Raw genomic sequence first — 24,268 nt, 5'->3', positions numbered from 1 at the left:
TTTTTTGCTATAATGTATTATAATATAATGATGATTGCAGGAGACAGCTATAAGGCACTCACTAAAGAAGAAATTCTCATCAAAATACTTGAAACAGAATCTTTAATACACAGCGTTCAAGACGTTGATGTTCTTTTAGAACAGATACTCACAGAAGCCCGCAGTGTAGTAAATGCCGATGCGGGGTCAATATATATAGCTGACGGAGACAGACTTGCAATTAGGTATGCCCAAAATGATACCCTACAAAAAAAACTTCCGGCAGGTAAAAAACTTCCTTACATTTTCTTTGACTTCCCTATAAACAATTTAAGCATTGCAGGCTGTGCAGCAAATACAAAAAAACTGGTAAACGTTCCGGATGTTTACAACATAGATCCAAATTTGCCTTATAAATTCGGAAAAGAAACGGATAAAAAAACCGGATATAAAACCGTTTCCAATTTAACCATTCCTATTCTTTCAATGTCGGGTATGCTTCTAGGAGTTCTCCAAGTTTTAAATGCCCTTGACAAAGACAGAAATACAAAATCTTTTTCTCATGATGATGAAATCTATTTAAGCCACTTTGCTTCAAATGCAGGCATAGCTCTTGAACATGCTTTTTTAACAAGGTCGATGGTTTTGCGCATGATTAAAATGGCTGAACTTCGCGATCCGCGGGAAACGGGAATGCATGTAAACAGGGTAGCAAATTACTCTGTTGAGATTTACGACCGATGGGCTTTTAACAATAAGATTCCCATGTCCGAACAAACAAAATACAGAGACTCCTTAAAGATTGCATCAATGCTTCACGATGTAGGCAAGGTTGCAATCTCCGATACTATTTTAAAAAAAGCAGGCAAATTGACCGATGAAGAATTTTCAATAATGAAAACACACACTTGGCTTGGAGCCCGTCTATTCAATGATGATGAATCGCCTCTCGATAAACTTTCAAGAGAAATAGCTCTCCGTCATCATGAAAACTGGGATGGAACAGGATACCCGGGGCATATAGATGAAGAAACAGGAAAAGTTTTAAAAAAGGACAGACAAACGGGATTTGCTAAAGGTCTTAAAGGTGAAGAAATTCCTCTTGGAGCCAGAATCGTTGCAATAGCTGATGTTTATGATGCCCTTTCATCTAAACGCTCCTACAAAGATTCTTGGACAGAAGAAAACATTCTTAAAGAAATCAAAAAAATGCAAGGGAAAAAATTTGATCCGCAGATAGTTGATGCTTTTTTTGATGTACTCGAAAGAATTCAAGCCATTAAAGCCCACTTTGCGGACGAGTAACTCCTAGGCCCTAAAATAAAAGATATACACAAGCAGTAGAGTCAAAGACCCTATAACCAAACTGTAAACCCACCAAGGCAAAGGATCATCATATCTATTGGATTTATATTTTGAACGAGTTTCTTTTAACTTTTTTTTATGATATTTTCTTGTATTTTTCGAAGCATCGGAACTTACGGCAAACCCGCATGAAGGGCATCCGTTTATAAATTCATCCGTATGCCCCATATAATTACAAGAAGGACATCTTACCGAAGCAAAAAAACGGCCGCAATGAGGACAAACTTTCGTGTTTCTTTTTACTTCCTGCCCGCAATTTTCACAAAAAAATTTAGGCTGATGTCCTTTCAAATTTGAACTCATAGGTCTAGTGCTTACAAGATGAACATGAAGAAGAGGAACAACCTGAACAGCCGCCTGAAGCAGACTTTGATGCAGACGAGGAATCGTTTACATAAAAACCGGAGCCTCTAAAATTAATTCCTAAGCCTCCCGAAATAACTCGTCTTACAGGCTTACCGCACTCAGGACAGACAGATACAGGCTCATCACTCATCCGCTGAAAAACCTCAAAATCATGACCGCAAGAATCGCAGACATACTCATAAGTTGGCATCTTAAACTCCTATAGGTTAATAATTATATAAAGATTTTATTATTGCAATAATTTTAGATTCGCTAACTGATCTATTCTCTATAATCAGTTTGTTTTCTTCAATCCTAACATCGGCTTTAAGTTGTTTTTTAAAAAACAGTTTTAACAAAGAAGCCGTCATCACATTTTTTGTTTCAACACTCAAATCATATATATATTCGCCTTCGGCTCCCGAATTCTTTTTTAAATACATTTCTATCACGCCTACGGGAAGGCCGAGTTGAACACCTATAATTTGATCCAAAAAAAAGTCTCCATTCTTTACAAAAATTCCTATATCCTGTGAGCCGGAATTAACAAGAGCATCAAAGCGTTGAGAAAATACGGCTTCTTCGGGCTGAGCCAATTTTCCCAAAAAGGCTTCCATACTTAGTCTGTCATCCGGCCCAAGCACCAAGCATGCTATCTGAGGAGAAGGAATAGAAACATCAATATAAGGGGATGTATAATATTTATATTTTTCCTTTGTCTTTTTAGGTTCCCAGCCGTTTTTTTTCTTAAAAATACTGTCAGTTACTCCATACGGATATTTACCGGTGGAGCAAATCCTGATTTCGGGCAAACCGCTCTTTACAAATACGCCTGAATAAACAGCTGTTGTCCTGCTAAGGGCCTGCTTCATGGCATCTCCCCCAACTGAAGTCAAAATGGGTTCTGCTATCCTTTTATTTTTCTCAATAGGCATATAAATATACATATCTGCATTATCGCCTACCATACCGAAAGGTCTTACAATCCCCGGAAGAGGAGGAGCGGTCTTACACGAAGCAAAAACCAAAATAACAATAAGTGCAGCAAGGGTATTTCTAATTATTCTTTTCAATTCCAATCTCCCATTCATAATCGCCGGCTTCAACAAGACTCGTTTTAATTGAACCGAGCTTTTTCAAGTCTCTCGTTTTAAGCCAAGAAGATTGCACGGTCAAGGTTTCATCACAAACATAGTCTTTAAAAAGCTCAAAGGCTTTTTCTAATTCTTTATTATCGGCATTTTTTGAAGAAGCTGAAAGATAAAGTTTAATTCTATCGGTAACATCAAGGCCGCATTCTTTTCGCAAAGTTTGAATGCCTCTTACCAAATCTCTGATATAGCCTTCCATTAAAAGTTCTTCAGTAAGTTCGGTATTTAGGCCTACCGTAAGTGTACCCTCATTTACTATTTTTAAAGAAGCTTTTTCAATCCTGTTTATTACAATCTTATCGGCTGTTATTTCGACCGATTTTCCTTCAATGTCGATACTTAAAGTAGCCCCCTCCATTATATTTTGAATCTCACTTGAATTCATCTGTTCGATAATGGCAGCGGCTTTTTTCATAAGAGGGCCAAGCTCTTTTCCGAGCACCTTAAAATTAGCCTTGGCCGAATACTCGACAAGTTCATCTTCTTTTTCATGGAAGATAACCTCTTTAACATTGAGCTCTTCGATTATGCTTTCTTCCATTTCCAGAAGAACTCTTTTTTCTTCAGGATTGAGGGTTACTATTTCGACTGCCTTTAAGGGCTGCCTTATTTTTAAGTTAAACTGATAGCGTAAGGCTCTTCCCATAGAAACAGCCTTTTGTACTGTTTGCATCTTAAATTCCAGCTCCCTGTTTCTTATCTTATCGTTGTACTCAGGGTAGTCTGCAAGATGAATGGAAAGAGCATCCTTTTCTGTCCTCAAATTCTGCCAAATGCTTTCGGTAATAAAGGGTACTACCGGAGCGGCAACAAGGGAGAATTTCTTTAAGGCTCTATACAGGGTTTCGTAGGCCTGAGCCTTGTCCCCGTCATTTTCGCTCTTCCAAAAGCGGCGGCGCGAACGGCGGATATACCAGTTATTTAAAAGGTCAATGTATTCGACCATAGGCGGAATAGCTTGCGATAGGTCATACTTGTCGAGAGCTTCCGTTACATCGGCAACCAGTTTTTCGGTTACCGATAGAATCCACAAGTCTAAGGGATTATTTAGTTTTACCAAAAACTCTTCGACTCCCTCGTCCTTTCCGTCGACCTTTGCATTATGAGGAGGCCTTACTCCGTCGATATTGGCATAGGTTATATAGAAACTGTAGCTGTTCCAAAAAGGAATTAAAATTCCTTTAAGAACATCACGCACTCCCTCATCCGAATATTTTAAATCATCAGCTTTTACGACATTCGAATTCATTAAAAAGAGACGGAGGGCATCCGCACCGAATTGCTTTATAACCTCGTTGGGGTCGGTGTAGTTACGTAAGGACTTGGACATCTTCTTCCCGTCCTCATTAAGAACAAGACCGTTTACAATACAGTTTTTAAAGGCAGGTTCATCAAAGAGGGCTGCCGCCAAAATCGTCAGGGTATAAAACCATCCTCTGGTTTGATCCAAGCCTTCCGAAATAAAATCGGCCGGGAAGTTTTTTTCAAAGTATTCTTTATTTTCAAAAGGATAGTGCTGTTGGGCATAGGGCATCGAACCGGACTCAAACCAGCAATCCAAAACTTCCGGTACACGCTTCATCGTTCCGCCGCATTTTTTGCAAGGCATAGTTATCTTATCGACAAAGTGCTTATGCATATCATCGGGGAAGACTCCTGAAAGTTCTTTTAGTTCTTCCCTGCTTCCTACACAAATCTTCTCGCCGCATTCTTCACACTTCCAAATCGGAATGGGATTTCCCCAATACCGGTTTCGGCTGATAGCCCAGTCACGGGCTCCCTCAAGCCACTTTCCGAAGCGGCCTGTCTTTATATGGCCGGGCTGCCAATTTATTTTTGAGTTGGCATTAAGGAGCTTGTCCTTTATCTTTGTAACCGAAACAAACCGGCTTGCAACAGCCCTGTATATCAAGGGACTTGAGCATCGCCAGCAATGAGGATAGGAGTGCAAAATTTGAGCCCGCTTAAAAAGTTTGCCTTCGGTTTTTAACCTTTCCATAATTTGCTTGTCGGCATCCTTTACAAAAAGACCTTGATAGTCGGGTACTTCTTGGGTAAATTTACATTCTGCATCGACGGGGCAGACAGTCGGCACTCCGGTATCCTTAAAGATGCGGTTATCGTCTTCACCGAAGCCGGGAGCCGTATGAACAATGCCCGTTCCGTCTTCGGTTGTGACAAAGTCTCCTATTAAAACCCTAAAAGCACCCTGCCCGGACTCAGCATTTTTTCCGTCTTCGTCTGAGCTCAAGTTTTTAAAATAAGGAAAGAGGGGCTCATAGCGTAATCCTTCAAGCTCAGCTCCCTTCTTTGTCCATATCAGCTTATACTCTTTTGGTTCTTCTTTTCCGTTCTTTGCAAAATAAGCTTCAAGCCGTGGAACGGCAATTATATAGTGAGCCCCGTCATATTCTATTAAAGCATAATCGATATCGGCACCCACAGCAAGGCCGAGGTTGCTCGGAAGAGTCCAAGGAGTGGTTGTCCATGCCAAAAGGTAGGTTTCGGAGGGAAGAGCATTTTTCACCTCAAAGGCCTTACCGGCAGGCGAAGTCTTTACCGGAGGAAGAGTTTTAAAGCGTACCGTTATTGCGGGGTCGTGGACATCTTTGTAGCCGCCCAAGTTAAGCTCATGGTTTGAAAGAACAGTAGAGCATCTCGGACAATACGGAAGAATATAGTAGCCCTCGTACAAGAGGCCTTTTTCCCAAAGGCTTTTCATCACCCACCAAATGGATTCCATAAAGGCAGGCTCCATGGTCTTATAATCGTTTTCAAAATCGATCCATCGGCCTAAGCGTGTAATAGTCTCTCTCCACTCTTTTACATAACGTAAAACGCTTGCACGGCAGGCCTCGTTAAATTTATCTATACCGTATTTTTCTATGTCGGTTTTTGAATTGAGTCCGAGTTCTTTTTCGATTAAGTTTTCAACTGGAAGACCGTGGCAGTCCCACCCAAAACGGCGCTCAACCTTAAAACCCTTCATCGTTTTATATCGCGGAATAATATCCTTAATTGTTCCGGGCACAAAGTGGCCGAAGTGAGGCAGTCCTGTGGCAAAGGGCGGGCCGTCAAAGAAAATATAATTATCCCGGCCGTCACGGGACGAAACGGATTTTTTAAACACGTCATTTTTTTCCCAAAATTTTAAAACTTCTTCTTCTTGTTTTGCAAAATCAACCTTAGGGTCTACGGGCTTATACATTAAAAACTCCAAAATACAAAAATTACAGTCAAGAATTATACTATTTTTTTCTAAATTATACAACGCCTCCGGCAAAATGAAAAATCAGCGTCCTTGATTTTTTTTGTAAAAAATTATATCATTAACAAATTTATTTTCGAGGTGATCTATGGCTTTTTTTTATGATGAACCTTCGCATACATTCAGCGAATACTTATTGGTCCCGCGCCTTTCGGGAGTCGAACACATTCCGCATTCCGTTTCCCTTAAAACGCCTTTAACAAAATACAAAAAAGGAAAAAATCCTAAAATCAGTTTAAATATTCCGCTGGTCTCTTCGATTATGCAATCCGTTTCAGATCATAATATGGCTATTGCCCTTGCAAGAGAGGGAGGCCTTTCCTTTATTTTCGGCTCGCAATCAATAGAAAATGAAGCCAAGATGGTTGCAAAAGTAAAAAACTATCGCGCCGGTTTTGTTGAAAGCGATTCAAACCTTACACCCGATCAAAAATTGAGTGATGTCTTAAACTTAAAAGATAAAACCGACCATACCACTGTCGCCGTAACCGATGACGGAACAGGCCGCGGAAAACTTTTGGGCGTAGTTACAGGCAGAGATTACCGCATAGGCCGCACAAATTTAAATACAAAAGTAAAAGAATTTATGACGCCCATAGAACGGCTCCATGTTGCAGAAGAAGGGATAAGCCTAAAAAAAGCTCAAGACATTATCTGGGAATATAAGCTGAATTCTCTTCCCATTCTGGACAAAAAAGGCTGCCTCGTTGCCTTTGTTTTTAGAAAAGACTATGAAAGTAACACGGAAAACCCTCTCGAACTCCTTGACGAAAAAAAGCGCTACATGGTAGGAGCCGGTATAAACACGCGCGATTATGAAGAACGCGTTCCCGCCCTTGTTGAAGCCGGAGCCGATGTACTTTGCATCGACTCTTCCGACGGCTTCAGCGATTGGCAAAAACAAACCATTCAATTTGTAAAAGAAAAATACGGAGATGCAATCCCCATAGGAGCCGGAAATGTTGTCGATGCAGACGGCTTTAATTTTTTAGCGGATGCAGGAGCCGATTTTATCAAGGTCGGAATTGGAGGCGGCTCAATCTGTATTACCCGAGAAACGAAGGGCATAGGACGCGGTCAGGCCACTGCCGTAATTGAAGTTGCCAAAGCCCGGGATGAATATTTTAAAAAGAAGGGCATTTACATTCCGATATGCTCCGACGGCGGAATTGTTTTTGACTATCACATAACCTTAGCCCTCGCTATGGGAAGCGACTTTTGTATGCTCGGCCGCTACTTTGCCCGCTTTGACGAAAGCCCGACAAACAAGGTCTTAATCAACGGAAACTATATGAAAGAATACTGGGGAGAAGGTTCCGCAAGAGCCAGAAACTGGCAGCGTTACGATTCGGGCGGGGAGAAAAAGCTTTCATTTGAAGAGGGCGTAGACTCTTATGTTCCCTATGCGGGAAAACTTCACGACAATGTTTCGGTAACCTTAAATAAAATACGCTCAACCATGTGTAACTGCGGCGTGTTAAGTATTCCCGAATTCCAGCGTGATGCAAAAATAACATTAGTTTCTTCGGCAAGTATCATTGAAGGCGGACCGCACGATGTTGTCTTAAAAGACATGAGCCATTCTTCCAGCTCAAACTATTAAATAAAGAGCGGCTTTAAAGATACCGTTTAGCTTCTTTGTCTCCCGACTGTGCATATAGGGAGATAAAGGGCTTTGCAGGGCTCATATTTATTTTTCCCATCAAGACTTCTTCTACCTGAAAAAAGCCTACATCGCTGTCCATCAAAACATCTATGCGCACGGGTTTTTCTTTTCCGGCAGCAATGGAAACGGACTTAATGGAATTGGCAGAATATTTGTGAATATCTCCTATCTTAGCATCGGTATTTAGTTCCATCGGAACACGGGCTCTCCCCTTTTTCATATCGCAGCCGTCGGCTATCAAAACTATGCCGGCCTCAATCGAATGAATTTTTCGGCTTGCCATGTGGCCGATTATACACTCGCAGGTCATAGCTTTTATGACGGCTCTTTGATTAAACGATGTGAGACCCAACTTATCCAGTGTCCTTTCAATTATTGGAAGAGCCAATGTCATCGAAAAAAGCTCATGGTCTTGCCGGGTCAAAGACATCCCTATATCGTGAAGGTAGGATCCAAGCACTACGGCACAATAGCTGTCTTCTAAAGAACCCGTTCCTTCTTTTTCAAGACTGGTTTGCACATCTGCTTTTTTTAAAAGATCCAATATTTTAAGCGCATTTGAGGTTACAAGCTTCATATGAACAGGCCCGTGATCATTATACCCCAATCTCACAATCGAAACCGAATTGGCATAGTCCTGCAAAGCTTCGATTTCAGGATCGGCAATCAAAATATGCAAAAGCCGGGAAACAATAGTATTATCTTTAACATAGTCTAAAAGCAGTTTTTCTGTGTTAATCTCTTTAGGCGATTTCATAGCTACTCCAATAAAAATTCCATTTATACTAATATACCCAAAAAAAGCCCGAAATTCCAATAAGATTTCATTAAATTTCGTATAATAAAAATCCTGTTTTGCCCATCGGTATTTCTTTTACAAGTTTACCGTGATGCCATACAAATGCACCTCCTCCTGCAGCCGGAGCATTCTCCTCTACAAGCGAATTTATAAATAAAACGGGAGGATCAAGGATTGCTGCTCTTTCGGCATAGGCGGAGGCTTCACCGTTTTCCCATTCTTCCTTTGTATAGCTGCAAAAAACAGGCCACAAAAAGGCATCTGGATTGAGGCTTATAATCCTATCTAAAAGTTCATCTTCCCATAAGTCTCCGCAGATAAAAACACCAAGACGTTTACCTTCAAAATCAAACTCAAAAAAATCTTTCCCTTCACGGTAATCGGCACAGGTACCTTGAATTCTCCAGCCTCGGGAAACTCTTTTGTAAAGACAAAGTATTTCTCCGTTTTTTCCTGTTATCATGTAGGAACTGAAAATAGCACCATGATCGTTTTCGATAAAACCGAAACCTATTGCCGTTTTTTCTTTTTTGGCAATTGAACGGATTTTTGTGATAGGTTCCGAGTTTATTTGGAAAGCCGTTAAAATATCTTTTTTATATTCAAAACAAACCGAATCAAACCCCTGCAAAAAACTTTCTCCGAAAAGAAGAAGGTCAGGCTTTTCGGTTCTTGTCTTTTTTATAAAATCTTCAATTTGAGCTATGTTAAAATCAATATCATTATTTTTATTTTCCGATGCACAAAGTCCAATTTTCATATTTCCCTCCATAAAAAAAGGGGCATCCAATATAAAGCAAAAGCTTTTCGGAGCCCCCATCTTAAATTAAACTAAATTATTCTTTAGCAATAGATGCTCTTTAGATAATCCAAATCCAATTCGGGATAAAGAACAAATTTGTGTAAAAGAGTATCTACTTCTTTTTGAATTTCTGCTTTTACGGCGGGGTCAACAATTACGTTAGCCTTGCTGGGAGCACCGCTCTTTGTTACGCCGGGTTTTGAAGCTTTTAAAACCCTGTCAATGATAGAAGCGATCTGCTTCATCTCGGCAGCACCCATTCCGATGCTGGTTACTGCAGGAGTACCTACGCGCAAGCCGCTTGTCCACCATGGGCCGTTCGGATCGAAGGGCAAGCTGTTTCTGTTAAGAGTCACACCGCACTCGGACATTGCAGTTTCCGCCTGCCGGCCGTTTAAGCCGTATTTTGTTACGTTAATCAGCATTAAGTGGTTATCTGTTCCGTTTGTTTGGAGCTTCATACCCAGTTTCATACATTCATCAGCTAAGGCAGCAGCGTTGTCTCTTACCTTGTGGGCATAGTCTTGATATTCCTTGCTGCTTGCTTCGCGGAATGCAACAGCCTTTGAAGCCATAACATGAGGAAGTGGGCCGCCGATTACAAGGGGGCATCCCTTATCAACGAATTCGGCAAATTCTTTTTTGCAAAGAATCATGGCACCGCGGGGGCCTCGAAGAGTTTTATGGGTTGTAGTTGTTACAACATCAGCCCAAAGGACGGGGTTATATTCACCTTCAAAAACTTTTCCTGCAACCAAACCTGCAAAGTGGGCCATATCAACCATCAAAACAGCACCGCACTTATCGGCAATTTCTTTAAAGCGTTTAAAGTTAATCTTCCTAGGATAAGCACTGTATCCGGCCAAAAGAATCAAGGGTTTTTCTTCCATTGCTCTTTTTTCGATTTCGTTATAATCCAATTCGCCTGTTTCTTTGCTTACAGTATATGAACATGTTCTGAACATCTTTGAAGAAACATTTTGAACATAACCGTGGGTAAGGTGCCCGCCGGAATAATAATCCAAGCCCATAAGCTTTTGGTTTCCGAGAGCATGGCGTAATTCTTCCCAATCTTTATGGCTTAAGCCTTCAAGGCTCATCTTTTTAACCTTTCCGTCTACAACCGTTTCAAATTTCTTTAAGAAAGGCTCTTCGACCTTTGCATTTAAAATTGCCCAATAGGCTACTATATTTGCATCAGCACCGGAGTGAGGCTGTACATATGCGTGCTCGGCTCCGAAGATTTTACAAGCTTCTTCGCAAGCAGCCATTTCAACGGCGTCTACGTTTTCACATCCTCCGTAATACCTATGTTCAGGGAAACCTTCTGCATATTTATCTGTGAGCAAATTACCCATAGCAGCTTGAACTGCCAATGAAGAATAGTTTTCGCTGGCAATAAGTTTTAAGTGACTGCGCTGATTTTCTATTTCTTTTACAATACTTGATGCAACCTCAGGGTGCACTGAGGCAACCTGATCCAAATTGGCCAAATACGCAACCATCGGAAGTTTCGCATTTGCTCCTTCTTTTTCAAGGTATTTTTTTAAACCTTCTTTCATACTACAACTCCTATAAAAACCGTATTTTATATTACTATCCCATTATAACAATTTATGAAATTATATTCTAGCCTTTCAAACCTGTACAACTACAAGTTTATTTATTCTGTCTGCGATATTTCCCGTAATGATTACAAAAAATGAAGATTTTTTCAAACGAAAATACAAAAATTATAAACCCGCAGACATATTCGGCTATTAAAAATAAATCTTCAAAATTATTAGAAAACGGAATAAAGAATTGCATGATTTTAAGGCTGTACAAAATCATGGTTGTGGCTATGGTTATCTTACCGCCCTTTGTCGATTTTATTTCAACCGGAAATTTTAGCAATATAAAGAACAACATGCCGAAAGCTTGAAACATTAGTCTTCCGAAAATCAGATAGAAAAACCAGTTAGGAACCAGTCCCAGCTGATAGTATACAATTGAAACCAGAGCAAGAAGGGAGTAATCACTCATGGAATCCAACATACGCCCTATTTTTGTTTCTTGATTAAATTTACGTGCTATAAATCCGTCAAAAAAATCCGTCAAAAATACCAAAATTAAAACAACGGCTAATATAGTTTTTATGTTATCTATCTCGTTTTGTTTTAAAAGAAAAGCAATTAAAGGAACCGAGCTTATGCGGCAAAGGGTTATTCCGTTTGCAAGATTAATTTTTTCTAACGTGAGATTATTTTCCACATTTATAAAATCTCCCTTGTATAAAACTAAAAACAAGAGAAGAAGAGAATGCCAAAGAGTTATATGTATTAAAAATGAACTAAAAATTTCACTATCGGTATTAAATATTTTATAAATTGCAAAAACGGCTGAACATTGGAACAACCAAAAAAACAAGATCAATCTGCCAATTTTTTTTTCCATAATGTGAGTAACTCCGGATTATTTTTCTTTTTTATTTACAATTCTTTCTTTTTCATAATGAATCAACATAAAAAACAGTATGCCTACAAGTATAAGCCCTATCAAAATTATAAGGGCATGTCCCCCTTGCAAAACTATAGCCATATATGCAAAAAGATTTATAATTACTTGGAATATCATAAAAACGCCTAAAGCTCCTCTTGGAGTAAACCCCATCAGCATCAGCTTATGGTGCAAATGATATCTATCTCCTATTCCTATAGGGCGTTTTTCCCTTATTCTACGCCATATTGCAGCAACAGTATCAAAAATGGGCAGCATTAAGATCAGAGCGGCAAATATCAAACCTGCTGCTTCATATCCATGAGGACTTGGTATAAGAGGAAGAACAGCCAAAACAAAACCTAAAATTTGTGAACCGCAGTCTCCCATAAATATCTTTGCACTAGGCCGGGAAAGGTTAAAAAATAGAAAGCCTATAACGGCAAAAATGAGAATAAGAAGCCTAAGTATTATAATATGACTTATACCTGCCGAATAATAAATCCCCGCATAAGTTAAAAGGACGGAAACTCCAAGACAGCCGGCTTGCCCGTCAATGCCGTCTACAAGATTAACCGCATTGGTTATTCCTACTATCCATAAAAAAGTTATTATATAAGTTTCGGGTCCCATAAACCAAAAAAAACCTATCGGGCCGAAACTTATTTTTTTAAAAGTATAACCGCCGTACATTACTAAAACGGCAGCTATGCTTTGAACCAAAAGCTTAAAAATTGCTCTCCAATTTTTTATATCATCCCAAAGTCCCATGGCAAAGATAATTACACCGCCTAGAGCAATATAAAAAAAATTTAAATGTAAAAGTCTTAGATGAGGAAAAAGAAAATGTACGGTAAGGCTTGAAATAAGATAGGCAAGACCGAATCCCAATCCGCCTATTCTTGGAATATTTCCGGAATGTATTTTTCTTCCCCCTGTTTTGTCATATAAATTATGCTTTCTTGAAAATATAATAGCCGAATAAACAAAAAAAGCAGACAAAGTACATGGCAAAAACATGATATAAAAAATAAATTGAACTATTGTCAAATTCCATACACTCCTTTTATATTCTGTGTAGGCATTATACAACAATAAAGCTAAATTATCAAGCCTTAACGCAAACCGGCCGAATAACTATTCTAAATTGATTTTTTCAACGTAATTTACAAAATCGGTTTTTATTTTAGAATATTGTTTCTCCGCTTGTTCAATCTTAACTTTTAAATCCTCCAATTTCTCCTCTATAAGAATTAACTTATCTAAAAACAGTTTACCTTGTTGAGTTTCCGCTCCCACAGCCTGAATATTTTTGCGAACCCTATCTTGTTCTCCATTGAGTATTTTTTGTTCACCTTGTAAATCGGTCAAAGCTATTTGAGCCTTATCAACTTTTACTTTTTCATCTAAAATGGATTTAAAAGTTTTCTTTATTTTTTCAGGCAACTCCGAATTGGAATAAATGCCTATGATAGCATTATTGTCCATCGTATTAATCTGTAAAACTTCTTCAAAAGACCTTTCCTCTTCTATGGAAAGTTTTTCTTGAGAAGAAGCCTTAACCTTTATGTTAAACCTGTACTTATTTGCAGTCTTTTCCAATAATTTTTTTTCATCTGCGAGATTAAATCCGGAACTTATAGGATGCTCGACAATAATAGAACGCTCTTTTGAAGCTGCATTCCTAATAGTGTAAACCGCATTTTTAGATGATTTATACTTTCGATGTAAAACACCTTTTACTATTTTAATACTTTGGAGCTTATTATCAATGCTTTCGGTTTTGGATCCTCTCACATCCATATCATCCCCAAAAGCTATAAGGCGTTTTTCATTTTCTGGTAAAAAATTCAAAACGGCATCACCGACATACTCTCCGCTTTCAAAAACCGTAATAGGCCCCGCCGGAAATTTAATACCGGAATTATTCTCAATATTTATACACAACTTGGGATGAACCTCGGCTCCATAGGGTATAGCCGAAAATACCGAATATTTTTGAGCAGGAAGAGAAGTAAGGCTTAAAGGAATCATAGTGCTTTTTTGTCTTGGTAAATTAACGGGTTTAACAGGAGTAAAAGCAAACATTTCTCCTGCAATACTTTTGGCAACAGTCTGATTTTCAAAATAAGCATCTTCTTCAACATCGGTCATAGAAAGATCAAGACTCTCATAAGCATATTTTTGCATTTCCATAGGAGCTTTTCTTGCCTTATAATCAGCAGAATCGTCATAAGCGGATTCAAAGGTTTCAGGGCTGGCTGCCTGTCCTGCAAGGATGGGAATAGTTTCACGGTGAGTATAATATGGTTCATATAAATTTTGTTTAAACCCTATGGGCCGGCCGCTTGTAAGGGTAAGCTTTACACCTTTCCAATCAAGATCCGTAGAATTATCTATTATTGCCCAAGCCTGAAAAGATGCAACATTATTCCCCATATCCAATCTATATGTAGGCTTCCAAATAGGAGCTTCCATGACATAAGAAAATCCTATCTTACGTTCCCCTGCCGATTCTATATCTATCGAAATCAGCTTCCTTTCTTTTGCCGAGGCTTCCAAAATTAAAGCTAAGGCCTTTTGTAAGTCTTCATTTCGCTGAGGATCAGTAAATTTAAAAGATTGTACATCGTTAAAAGATATCACCTTAACGCCGTCCTCTGCAACAATAGAAAGAATAACACCGTTTTCGGAATCTCCGCTTTTATCGATGTTTAAAATTTTACCTACAATCTTATTCGGGGTATAAACTTCAAGCTCGGCACCTTTTTGAGCTTTAAGAAGTTTGAAAATAGAATCATTCCCGAATAAATCGATTTTTAAACTCTGCATAGTTTTTTTAAGAGTATCTTCTGACTGATAATTTATCGATAAGCTTTTTGCTGCAGGATCTTTTACAAAAATGGATTTTAAAACATCACTGATTTGGGACGGCAGAAACAACAAGTCTATTTTACCTGAGCCTTTTACAATTCCCTCATGCTCGTAATGAGCTACTCCTGATGAATAAAGCGTCACATTTTTTAACGGAATATCATTTTCATCAAAACCGTTTGCGGTATCGGTAAAAACCGTCGACATACATAATACTGAAATTAACATAAAAAATACTTTTTTCATACCTCCTCCAAGGAATAAGTCTAACTTTGATTATACCACAGATAGAGGATATTGCCTAGGTTAAAAATTAAGACATTATTGTAAAAAATAAAAATAAATTCAATTCTCTTCCATTGACATATATCAAAATAAAACGCATAATATGAGAATGGTATCAACTATTATTATTTCCTTTTTTATTATTATTATCGTTGCTGTTGTCATTGTCCTGATAACTACAAGAAACAATGCCTCATCTACAGGAGGAAGAAAAAAAGTTAAAGGCAGGGCCGTTCTAATGAAAGAAGCGACTAGGCGTTTGGCTCAAAACCCTCATGATCCTGATGGTCTTTTTATAATGGGAGATATTTATTATCAAGATCAGGACTGGGAAAAAGCCTATTCTGCCCACTCAGCTTTGATAGATAGGATGAAACAGCTTGAAATGAGTAAACAGCTGGATATTGCAATCAAATACGGCATCTGTGCTTTAAAAACAAACAGAGTTCCTGAAGCAAAAAAAGGATTTCTGCTTGCTGAGACTATAAACCCTAAAAATCTCGATGTCAGCTACAATTTAGGTTATATTTATTATCTTGAAAAAGATTATGAAAAGGCAGTTAAATTTTTCAAACGGGCATTGATAATTGAACCCAACAGTTTTTTGGCAACAAAATATCTTGGTTATACCTTTCAGCATCTGCATAAATATAACGAAGCTCTGCCGGCCTTAAAAAAAGCCTTAGACTTTAAACCCGACGATAAAGAAGTCTTATTTGCCATGGGCGAGTGCTTTTATGAAACAGAAGCGACAGACCGATGCTTGAAAATATTAAATCATCTTAGGGTTGATCCCGTTTTTGGGCCTCAAGCCTCATTATACACAGGTATGATCAGAGCAAAAGCAGATCAATTGGAAAGGGCTATAGAAGACTTTCAAATCGGCTTAAAGCATAATGGAGCTCCTGCTGATATCTCCAATGAGCTCAAATACAGACTCGCTCAAGCCTATATCAAAACTCAAGAAATAGGACAAGCTCTTCATCTTTTAAAAGAAATTCAAAATACCAGCCCCGGATACAAGGATGCGGCAACCCTTATAATGCGATATCAGGAATTAAATAAAAACAAAAACTTACAAATATACCTTATGTCCGGACAAAGCGAATTTGTAGCTCTTTGCAGAAAAATCGTAGCCCGCTTTTATCCGAAGGCAAAGGTAAAAATACTGGATATATCGGTATTGGCCGCCTACACCGATATAGTAGCCGAAATAGATACAGCACGCTTTTCGGATACCGTTATTTTTAGATTTTTTAGATCTCAAGGAACAGTGGGAGAGCTCCTTCTTAGAGAGCTGCATGCACGTCTAAAAGAAGTAAAAGGAGGCTCCGGCATATGTATGAGCGCAGGAACCTTTACCGAAGAAGCTGTCAGATTCTCTGAGGGAAGACCTTTAGATTTATACGACAAAACAAGACTTTCAAGTGTTTTAAACTCCTTAAAATAAAATAAAATAAAAAGACAGCCCTTTTGAGGCTGCCTTTTTATTTTAATAAGCAAGTTAAAACTTAAAATCTGAGTGAAAGACCGAGTTTTAAGTTTAAACTATTGGCAATAACATTGCCAACCTTCCCATTTTTATGGGAAGCAACATAGTCTGCTACACCGGCTATTTTAAAAGTTTTCTCAACTTTTAAAGGAGCAAAATAGAAAGTATCGGCAATACCTGCATAAATACCTATCATATCGGTAAAATAAAAACTAGCCAATACATTTGCGCCTAAACCGAACATAACGTCCAATTTTTCGTATGATATGCCTTGACCAAGTATAGTAGCAGTTTGTGTAGACTTCATCGCATTTAAACCAAGACCGCCGCCCAGAAAGAGGTTAAACCTTGATTTTTTAAATAAAGTCAATCCTGCTCCCAGCTGTGAATCAAAGATAACGCTGTTCTTTGATACAAAATTCTTGGCATTTCCGGCTTGAGAAAGAAGAGCTTTATGATTCTTTCCCGGGAAAGCAATCTGAGCCATCATATAAAAGAGTCCGGCTCTAAGATCCAAAGCAACACCGGCTGCATTATTTTTTTCATTTTTTACATCGGTCAAAGCAGTCTGAATGCTGCTATAAGCTGCATCAAAACTAACTTTGGTATCCGATTTTGTAAAATAATTTGTATAAGCAGGCCCCACAGAAATAGCAAAATCTGCAAATACAAAACCGATACATGCAGCCAGCATGACAAAAACAAAAATCATTTTCTTGTTCTTCATATAAACCTCCATATAATTTCCATTATCGGTAAATGATGTCATTTACTAAACTCATCATTCTTTCAATTGTTACAAGTTTTTTACATTTCCTAAACTATAACTTTAAGGCAACACCTAGCCTTATAGTAAAATTATTAGCCCAAGTGGACTTTATCATCTTTTTAATATTGAGCTCACCGGCAGCCTCTTTATTGATAGAATAATCAAACGGAATACCTCTTGCAGTACCTCGATAGAAGCGTTTATTTGCTAACGGTAAAAAATATATCGTATCTTTTATATCCAGACAAAGGCCGACCTTCGGTAAAATAAAATACTTTATACCTATATCTGCGCCGAGTCCGAACATACCGATACTTCGTATCTCCTTCAGACTATCAACATTAGTTCCACTAAGAAAATCTTTAGGCAAATTACGAGTCATTCTGACATAATTTATACCAAATCCCCCGCCCAAGAATATATTTACAGGCGATTTTTCCATAAGAGTAATACCCACACCCAATTGGCCGTCAAATATGACAGATCCTTTTATGCTGTCCGTAACACCCTTATCTTTTAATTTTTGAGCAAGGGGGTCAAAGCCTGTAGGAATTTCTTTGAAGGGAAACCCTACATTAATGTTGGTGTAAACATAGCTCATCTTCAAAGAAAGCCCAAGTACAAGAGCATTATAAATATCTTTTGCTTTTATATCTCTTATCCTTAATGTTCCTTCCCCGCCCAATAAGGCTTTTAAGTCATCACTCAATAGTTCGATAACCTTTGAGTTATCGTATTTATTGACTATGGTATAATTCATGTATCCCAATCCGACGTCGCCCGATATATCCATAAAGTCAAAAGCCGTCAGTGAAACCATACAGCTAAGGGCTGCAATAATTAAGATAATTTTTTTCATAATTATTATTCCTCCAAAATTAGAATTAAAAACAAGTATAAAACCTGTCTCTATAAGTATATTTCAATATCAGCATATTTTCAATCGGCTTTAAGTATTTTTTTATATCTCTTGCCGTTTTTGCTTAAAAATAGTAGGATATATGTATGAGTATACCACAGTATCCCGAATTTGCTCCTATTTCACTGGAAATGCAATCCGAAATGGATTTTTACTTAAAAAGTCTTCCCGACGGAATATCGGAACTGACTTTTTTGAATTTATACCTTTTTAGGCATAATTATAAGTATCAAGTAACAAAAACGGACAAACTATTGATAATAATCGGAGAATATAAAGGTGAAAGCTTTTTTATTACTCCATGCTGCACCGTAAATGTCGAAATAACGAAAGAACTATTAGCAAAATATAAAAAATGGATGATTCTTTCAAAATCTTTTTTGGATAACAATTCAAATACCTTTAACCTTCCTTTTTTTAAAGAACTAAAGATTGAAGAAGACAGGGATAATTTTGATTACGTTTATCTCAGACAAAATTTGGCAGAATTAAAAGGCAAGGATTTTCATAAAAAAAAGACCCACATAAACAAATTTGAAAAATCCTATGACAAGATAAAAATTGAACCGCTCACCCTTGAAAATGTCGAAGATGCAAAAAAGGTTCTTGCAGAATGGAATAGCACAAAACCGGATTCAACTCCTGAAAATTCCGACTATGAAGCAGCTTTAGAGGCTCTTTCAATTTTAAGCCGAACCTCGATGATGGGAATCGTTCTCTACGTTTGGGATGAACCTGTAGCCTGGACCTTGGCAGAAATCACTCAAAATAATAAAACTGCCGTGGTGTTATTCGAAAAAGCTCTAGTCTCCTACAAAGGAAGTTTTCAGTACATTAACTATGCCTTTGCAGGTTATCTACCTGAACATATCGAATTCATAAACAGAGAGCAAGATTTAGGCGATGAAGGCCTGAGGCAAGCAAAAATGACATATAAACCGATAAAATTCATAAAAAAGTATAGAATTTTATCTTAAATATGATACAATAGGTTAGCATGGATTTAGTAAGCACAAGAAACGGTAACAAAATAGTATCCTTTTATGAAGCAGTAACAAGCTGTATGCCGGCCGACGGAGGTCTTTATATTCCGAAAGAAGCCTTTGATTTAAATGACTGGATAAACCATTTAAATGAAACATCAAGTTTTACATCTATTGCAGGAACTCTAACTTCAGCCCTCTTGCAAGAAGAATTCAGTCCCGCCGTTTCGGAACGCATTGCAGTTTCGGCCTTTGGAAAATACAGCCCCAGATTGCGGCAATTAGACGAAAAACTGTTTTTGCTGGATCTCTTTCACGGCCCCACCGGCTGTCATAGAGATTTCGGCTTTTTATGGTTTGCTTCAGTTCTTGAACATATTTTAACAATTAACGATAAAAAAGCCATAGTTTTGGGCACGGGTACCAAAAAAAACGGACAAAGCATGGCTGCAGCTTTCGGAAACAAAAAAAGAGTTAAGACCCTTTTAATACACCCCAAAGGCTATGCATCCGGTATACCCGAACAATACTTAGCCGAAAACGGGGGTTCAATTTACTCGATGGAATGCGATGGAGACATAAAGGATGTGGAAGCCTTAAAACGATCCGTATATCTTGATAGAAACCTTGTAGAAAAATACGGCCTTACTCTGGCAAATACGGTAAATATAGGCCGTCTTTTACCCCAAATATTTTTCTACTTTTATGCCTTTACGCGCTTAAGAAAAAACACCTTTGGCGAGATATACTACGCTCTTCACTCAGGCAATTACGGAAATCTTGCAGCCGGACTTTTTGCATGGAAAAGCGGACTTTCTTTAAACGGCTTTATTACCGATTCTACACCTGAGCTTTCAGCAAACAAAGACGGAGACTGCTTTTGTAAAACCATGGAAATTCCTTTAAATCAAAGAAATGCGGCAGACCCTGTAAGCCCTTCAAACATCGAACGGTTGGAACAAATTTTCGAAATAAGCCCTGCAATTATGAAGGCTCTGATTTTTCCCAAACCGGTAGAACAAAAGGATTATAAGGAGCTTATCAGAAAGGCCTATCAACGCTATGGAATTATGATAGATACCTCAACAGCAGCCGCCTATGGAGCTGCCATAAAGAGCAAAATTCTCAAAAACAAGGGGCCCGAAACTATGATTCTTATAGCAAAGGATCATCCGGCCTTTGAAGCCGATATAATACAAGAAGCCTGCGGCGAAAAACCGAATCAACCGGAATACATGAATGACTTGGAAAAGCCCATAAAAAATATAAAAAAGATACAGGCATCTAAAAAAGAAATTGAAAATATGCTACAATATATGGAGAGGTAGTTTTATGTCATATAAACTTGATGGAGCCAAATTTCCCACACTTGAAGAACTAATAGAGGCCCTTTATCCTATTTATGCAGATAAGATGAGTGAGGAGGAATTTAAAAAATACGCTGAAGAAAACGCCGAAAAGGCCTAGTTCTGCTTATCCGAAAAATCAATAATATTTTTTAACCTGTATTCGGCATCAAAAAGAGCCTCGGTCATAGCCGAATAAGCATTTACATAAGGTTTTAGAGACAAAAAATCAAAAGAATCTTCCGAATTTTCCCATACAAATTTATATAGAATATCTATGAGAATTAATCTTTCCACGGACTCTTTATTAAACCAAACTTCTCCATCCCATTCGTTTAGACCGAGATATTTTTTGACGGCTTCATCGTGAGCACAAAAATCTATAAAAACTTTAAGCCGCTCCCTGCCAAATTCCTGATTCTGAAAAGAGGAGCTTTTATTTTCCGTAAAATAAAATAAGCGGTTTAGCAAAAACAATGAAGACGTTGCATTTGATTCGGAAAGGCCAAAACTGCAAAGCTGTTCAGCAAGAACAAAATCAAACCGGCAAAGCCGAATTTTTTCTTCAGGGAAGAATTTGAACAATGCCGACAATAAAAGACCTGCCGCATACAAAAGAGCATTCTCTTTTGTGCCAAAAGCCAAGGCTTTAAGATCATTTACAAAGAGATCAAAGCCTTGGATCTTAAATTCTTTTTCTGCCGGATAAGTGTCATCAGCACAAAGATACAAAATATTAAAAAAACGAGCTATAGAATTTTTAAATAAAGAAAAATGAGGTTTGTTTTCATCATGGGGGAAAATTTTAACAAACTCGGCATTAAAGGAATCAAAAAATTCCTGAATACTCGGACAAAGTTTTTTTGAGATATTTTCAACAGCCGTTTTTTTATTTTTGCAGGCATCATAATACTCAAGAATTTGCGGAAAATAGTCTTTTATACTTAAATCTTTAAAACATTCGTATAACTTGCCGTATTTACATTTATTTATTTCAAAGTCAATATCTTTAAAACCCCTGCCGTCCGTTTTTTGGTAAAGTTCGCTATAATACCCCTCCTCATCCTTTACCTCATAGATACTCAAAAAAACTTGGCACTGATAACCATCCAAGGCTGCAAAAAAACCTTTTTCTGCAAGTTCGGAATTTTTTCTTAAAAAGAATAAGGAAGATCGCTGCTCATAAAACACCGTAAAATAGGCCTCTCCCGAACTTAGATTAAGAGAGGTCATAAGAGTTTCCTGCCTTAACTCCTTTTCATTTTTTGCATTTTTTAAGGCAAAGGCCGCTGAAAGCTTAATCCAGCCTGAAGCTCTTTCATAGGCATTATTATAAAAAATCAATGAACGCTCCCCGTCAAAAAAGTTTGACCAAACAAAGACATTTTCGTTTACGTTTCCCTCATTCCAAAAATCAAAGAGCCTAAATTTTTCAACACCCGAAAAAATATGCCGTCTTTTTAAAAGAGGAAAAATTTCTTTTTTATGCCTTTCAAGAAGGCCTCGATTTACAGTCTCATCCTTATAAGCTCTTCTATATTCCATTCCGTATTTTTCGGTAAAACCTTCGAGCTGACCATGCCCGAACATGGGAAGCCCGGGCATCGCCGACATCATTGTACAAATGCCGAAGTATTTATCCCCGTCTCCGAATTGGGCTATTGCAGTTTCTTCATCGGGGTTATTCATAAAGTTTACATAGCGCCTCAAAACTTCCGGGTCAAACTCAAGGGTGTTTTTGATGGTTTCCCTGTATTTGGCATTTTCTTCTTTTTTGAGCATATTCATAAAAGCGGAATTATATACGCGATGCATTCCGAGGGTGCGCACAAAGTAGCCTTCCATCATCCAAAAAGCTTCGGCAAGCAGGAGGGTGTCGGGAGCTTCCTTTGCACAGCGGTCTACAACCTCCCTCCAAAACTCTTCGGGGATTCTTTTTTCAAATTCCTCTATCGAAAGGGCATAGCAGGAACGGCTTGCGATATCTCCGCCTGAACCGGGAGCCGGATACCATAGGCGGCGGATATGTTTTTTGGCAAGCACCATGGCCGCATCAAAGCGTATTATGGGAAAATTACGCGCAACATGGAGAATTTTTTGGATAACCTTTTCGCGGGCTTCACTATTTAAAAAATCTATTTGAGCCGTATCGTTCCAAGGAAGGCCCGTGCCGTCATTCCCGTGGTAGATATAGCGCACATCGCCTGTATAGTTATCGACACGCTTAAAAACCACGGCACAATCCGTCTTTGAATAATAGCCCTTTTCAAGATAAACGCTTGTTCTCCCATCACGGGAAAGGTTTTCGGTATCGTAATTATAAGCAGGAAAGGGAGACTCCCTTGTCTGCAAAAAAAGATTCGGGTCTTCCATAATCCATTTGGAATCAAGGCCTGTGTGATTTGGAACCATATCGGCTGCCATTCTGATTCCGAATTCCCGGGCTCTTTCCCGCAAATTAGCCAGAGCCGGCCAGCCGCCCAGTTCCTCGGCAATGTCATAGTCGTAGATACTGTATGCACTTGCGGCCGCATCCGGATTTCCGCAAATCTCTTTAATACGGCGGCTTGCCTCGGAGCGCTGCCAAACGCCTATCAGCCAAAGCCCCGTTATTCCTGCATCCGCAAAAAATCTAAGCTCCTCATCGGGGATTTGGTCCAAACGGGTAATCGGAGCAGAATATTTTTTACTCAGCTGATCCAGCCAAACCAAGGTGCTCTTTGCTATCAGGACAAGATTCGGCATCCAATTTTTATCGGGGGTAAAGGCCTCGTACTCTTTTAATAAATTTTCAAAGGTGTAGACAGGAACATCAAAACCTCCGCCTTGGGGCGGCCCCCAGCCGGCTTTTTCCTCTTCGCGAATAAGATCCTCGGCACCTAAGACTTTAAGCAAAAGATTTTGAGTAAATCCCGCCCAGTGTTCCTTTACATAATTCAGCTGGCCAAAAATACTGTAAGGGCATCGCTTCACCGGTTCTTCCAAAAAAGAAAGAATATCCATCTCATTTTGCCCGTTTCCTAACTTGCTCCCTATGGGTTTATTCTTTTTTGACCATTTTTTTGCCGTTTCCCAAAAAAGCTTATATGAATCGATTGTTTTTAAATTTATGTCATTAAATAAAACTGCAAACTGCGCATTTGCAGGATTTCTATTTGCAAGGCAGAGTAGGATAAGTTCTTCAAGTGCGAGCAATTTATTCGGTACATTTGATGCTTCATCATTTGATTCAAGCCATTTATCTAAAGACAGTTTATCGGTATAAACATTCCTCGGCGGAAAATTTTTGCAAAACTCTTTTAGCAAAAAATCAAGACCGTGAAAATTTCTATTTTTAAATTCCTTATCGATAAATTCATATCCTTTAACAAAAAAATCGTCATCGATATTTTGACGGTAGAGCCTTAAAACATAATGGAGAACTTCGTCAAAAATTCCCATCGCATTTAATTCGCCGGCCTGCAAATATTTTTGATTCTTTCCAAAAATGCCCTCTTTTATACACGAATTAAAATTAAAAACAAAGTTATGAACTTCAGATATATTTTCAAATACTGCATTTCCGCATGAAGAAAAAAGAACCGATTTTAAGTTACACTTTTTGCGGACATCTCCGTTAATGTGAAATTCCATTTTTTGAAAAAAAGAGTTTACGGCCATAAGTTAAGTATAACACTAACAAGCTTAAAACGCAAGCATAAGACTTATTCGGGTTAAAATGTAGAACTCCCATTGTAAAATAAAATA

At 38.4% G+C, this 24,268-nt stretch carries 19 protein-coding genes; 6 read left to right on the top strand and 13 right to left on the bottom strand.

Annotated features, from left to right (window positions below; genetic code table 11):
• Nucleotides 1-12: 12 nt before the first annotated feature.
• Nucleotides 13-1,284, top strand: coding sequence for an HD domain-containing phosphohydrolase (locus tag E4O01_RS00360; RefSeq protein WP_253693099.1), 1,272 nt, complete (start codon nt 13-15; stop codon nt 1,282-1,284).
• 3 nt (nt 1,285-1,287) lie between these two features.
• Here the strand turns inward: E4O01_RS00360 and E4O01_RS00355 are convergent, their stop codons facing one another.
• From E4O01_RS00355 to ileS, 4 genes are read right to left on the bottom strand one after another with little or no spacing between them, the layout of a single operon-like run.
• Nucleotides 1,288-1,647 (bottom strand): double zinc ribbon domain-containing protein, encoded by a 360-nt coding sequence (locus E4O01_RS00355; RefSeq protein WP_253693098.1) that lies wholly within the window; start codon nt 1,645-1,647, stop codon nt 1,288-1,290.
• Nucleotides 1,648-1,651: 4 nt separating this feature from the next.
• Nucleotides 1,652-1,900 (bottom strand): FmdB family zinc ribbon protein, encoded by a 249-nt coding sequence (locus tag E4O01_RS00350; RefSeq protein ID WP_253693097.1) that lies wholly within the window; start codon nt 1,898-1,900, stop codon nt 1,652-1,654.
• Between the two features lie 16 nt (nt 1,901-1,916).
• Nucleotides 1,917-2,762 (bottom strand): hypothetical protein, encoded by an 846-nt coding sequence (locus tag E4O01_RS00345; RefSeq protein WP_253693096.1) that lies wholly within the window; start codon nt 2,760-2,762, stop codon nt 1,917-1,919.
• Nucleotides 2,746-6,048, bottom strand: coding sequence for an isoleucine--tRNA ligase (gene ileS / locus E4O01_RS00340; RefSeq protein WP_253693095.1), 3,303 nt, complete (start codon nt 6,046-6,048; stop codon nt 2,746-2,748). Before ileS ends, E4O01_RS00345 begins: the two co-directional genes overlap by 17 nt.
• A gap of 148 nt (nt 6,049-6,196) precedes the next feature.
• On the opposite strand from ileS, the gene E4O01_RS00335 reads away from it, so the two are divergent.
• Nucleotides 6,197-7,711, top strand: coding sequence for an IMP dehydrogenase (locus E4O01_RS00335; protein WP_253693094.1), 1,515 nt, complete (start codon nt 6,197-6,199; stop codon nt 7,709-7,711).
• Nucleotides 7,712-7,724: 13 nt separating this feature from the next.
• On the opposite strand, the gene E4O01_RS00330 is transcribed toward E4O01_RS00335, so the two are convergent.
• The 6 genes from E4O01_RS00330 to E4O01_RS00305 all read right to left on the bottom strand — a co-directional run bounded on the left by E4O01_RS00330 (nt 7,725) and on the right by E4O01_RS00305 (nt 14,973).
• Entirely contained in the window at nt 7,725-8,531 is an 807-nt protein-coding gene (locus E4O01_RS00330) for a phosphohydrolase (RefSeq protein ID WP_253693093.1), read from the bottom strand.
• 70 nt (nt 8,532-8,601) lie between these two features.
• Nucleotides 8,602-9,333: a carbon-nitrogen hydrolase family protein gene (locus E4O01_RS00325; RefSeq protein ID WP_253693092.1), complete on the bottom strand. Its 732-nt coding sequence runs from the start codon at nt 9,331-9,333 to the stop codon at nt 8,602-8,604.
• A gap of 83 nt (nt 9,334-9,416) precedes the next feature.
• Entirely contained in the window at nt 9,417-10,937 is a 1,521-nt protein-coding gene (locus tag E4O01_RS00320) for a glycine hydroxymethyltransferase (RefSeq protein WP_253693091.1), read from the bottom strand.
• A 97-nt stretch (nt 10,938-11,034) separates the two neighbouring features.
• Nucleotides 11,035-11,811, bottom strand: coding sequence for a CDP-alcohol phosphatidyltransferase family protein (locus E4O01_RS00315; protein ID WP_253693090.1), 777 nt, complete (start codon nt 11,809-11,811; stop codon nt 11,035-11,037).
• A gap of 18 nt (nt 11,812-11,829) precedes the next feature.
• On the bottom strand, nt 11,830-12,903 hold the full coding sequence (locus tag E4O01_RS00310) for an MraY family glycosyltransferase (protein ID WP_253693089.1): 1,074 nt from the start codon (nt 12,901-12,903) through the stop codon (nt 11,830-11,832).
• Nucleotides 12,904-12,990: 87 nt separating this feature from the next.
• Entirely contained in the window at nt 12,991-14,973 is a 1,983-nt protein-coding gene (locus E4O01_RS00305) for a DUF4139 domain-containing protein (protein WP_253693088.1), read from the bottom strand.
• Between the two features lie 148 nt (nt 14,974-15,121).
• Between E4O01_RS00305 and E4O01_RS00300 the strand changes: the two genes are divergently transcribed.
• A complete protein-coding gene (locus tag E4O01_RS00300) occupies nt 15,122-16,462 on the top strand; it encodes a tetratricopeptide repeat protein (RefSeq protein WP_253693087.1) in 1,341 nt (446 codons plus the stop codon).
• 61 nt (nt 16,463-16,523) lie between these two features.
• Here E4O01_RS00300 and E4O01_RS00295 read toward each other — a convergent pair whose 3' ends face one another.
• Complete coding sequence (locus tag E4O01_RS00295) at nt 16,524-17,231, bottom strand: DUF2715 domain-containing protein (protein ID WP_253693086.1); 708 nt, start codon at nt 17,229-17,231, stop codon at nt 16,524-16,526.
• Nucleotides 17,232-17,325: 94 nt separating this feature from the next.
• Entirely contained in the window at nt 17,326-18,132 is an 807-nt protein-coding gene (locus E4O01_RS00290) for a DUF2715 domain-containing protein (protein ID WP_253693085.1), read from the bottom strand.
• Nucleotides 18,133-18,278: 146 nt separating this feature from the next.
• On the opposite strand from E4O01_RS00290, the gene E4O01_RS00285 reads away from it, so the two are divergent.
• The 3 genes from E4O01_RS00285 to E4O01_RS14640 are packed head-to-tail and all read left to right on the top strand — an operon-like array spanning nt 18,279 to nt 20,642.
• A complete protein-coding gene (locus tag E4O01_RS00285; RefSeq protein WP_253693084.1) occupies nt 18,279-19,169 on the top strand; it encodes a DUF2156 domain-containing protein in 891 nt (296 codons plus the stop codon).
• Nucleotides 19,170-19,189: 20 nt separating this feature from the next.
• Nucleotides 19,190-20,503, top strand: coding sequence for a PALP domain-containing protein (locus E4O01_RS00280; RefSeq protein WP_253693083.1), 1,314 nt, complete (start codon nt 19,190-19,192; stop codon nt 20,501-20,503).
• A 4-nt stretch (nt 20,504-20,507) separates the two neighbouring features.
• On the top strand, nt 20,508-20,642 hold the full coding sequence (locus E4O01_RS14640; RefSeq protein ID WP_256484060.1) for a hypothetical protein: 135 nt from the start codon (nt 20,508-20,510) through the stop codon (nt 20,640-20,642).
• Here the strand turns inward: E4O01_RS14640 and E4O01_RS00275 are convergent.
• Nucleotides 20,639-24,181 carry an alpha-amylase family glycosyl hydrolase gene (locus E4O01_RS00275; RefSeq protein WP_253693082.1) on the bottom strand — a complete coding sequence of 1,181 codons (3,543 nt, stop codon included), beginning with the start codon at nt 24,179-24,181 and terminating at the stop codon, nt 20,639-20,641. The genes E4O01_RS14640 and E4O01_RS00275 overlap by 4 nt on opposite strands.
• Between the last annotated feature and the right edge of the window lie 87 nt (nt 24,182-24,268).

Source organism: Treponema sp. OMZ 790, from assembly GCF_024181285.1.
GTDB lineage: Bacteria > Spirochaetota > Spirochaetia > Treponematales > Treponemataceae > Treponema_B.
Note: the sequence above shows the minus strand (reverse complement) of the source record. Positions and strands in the feature narration are given on the sequence as shown.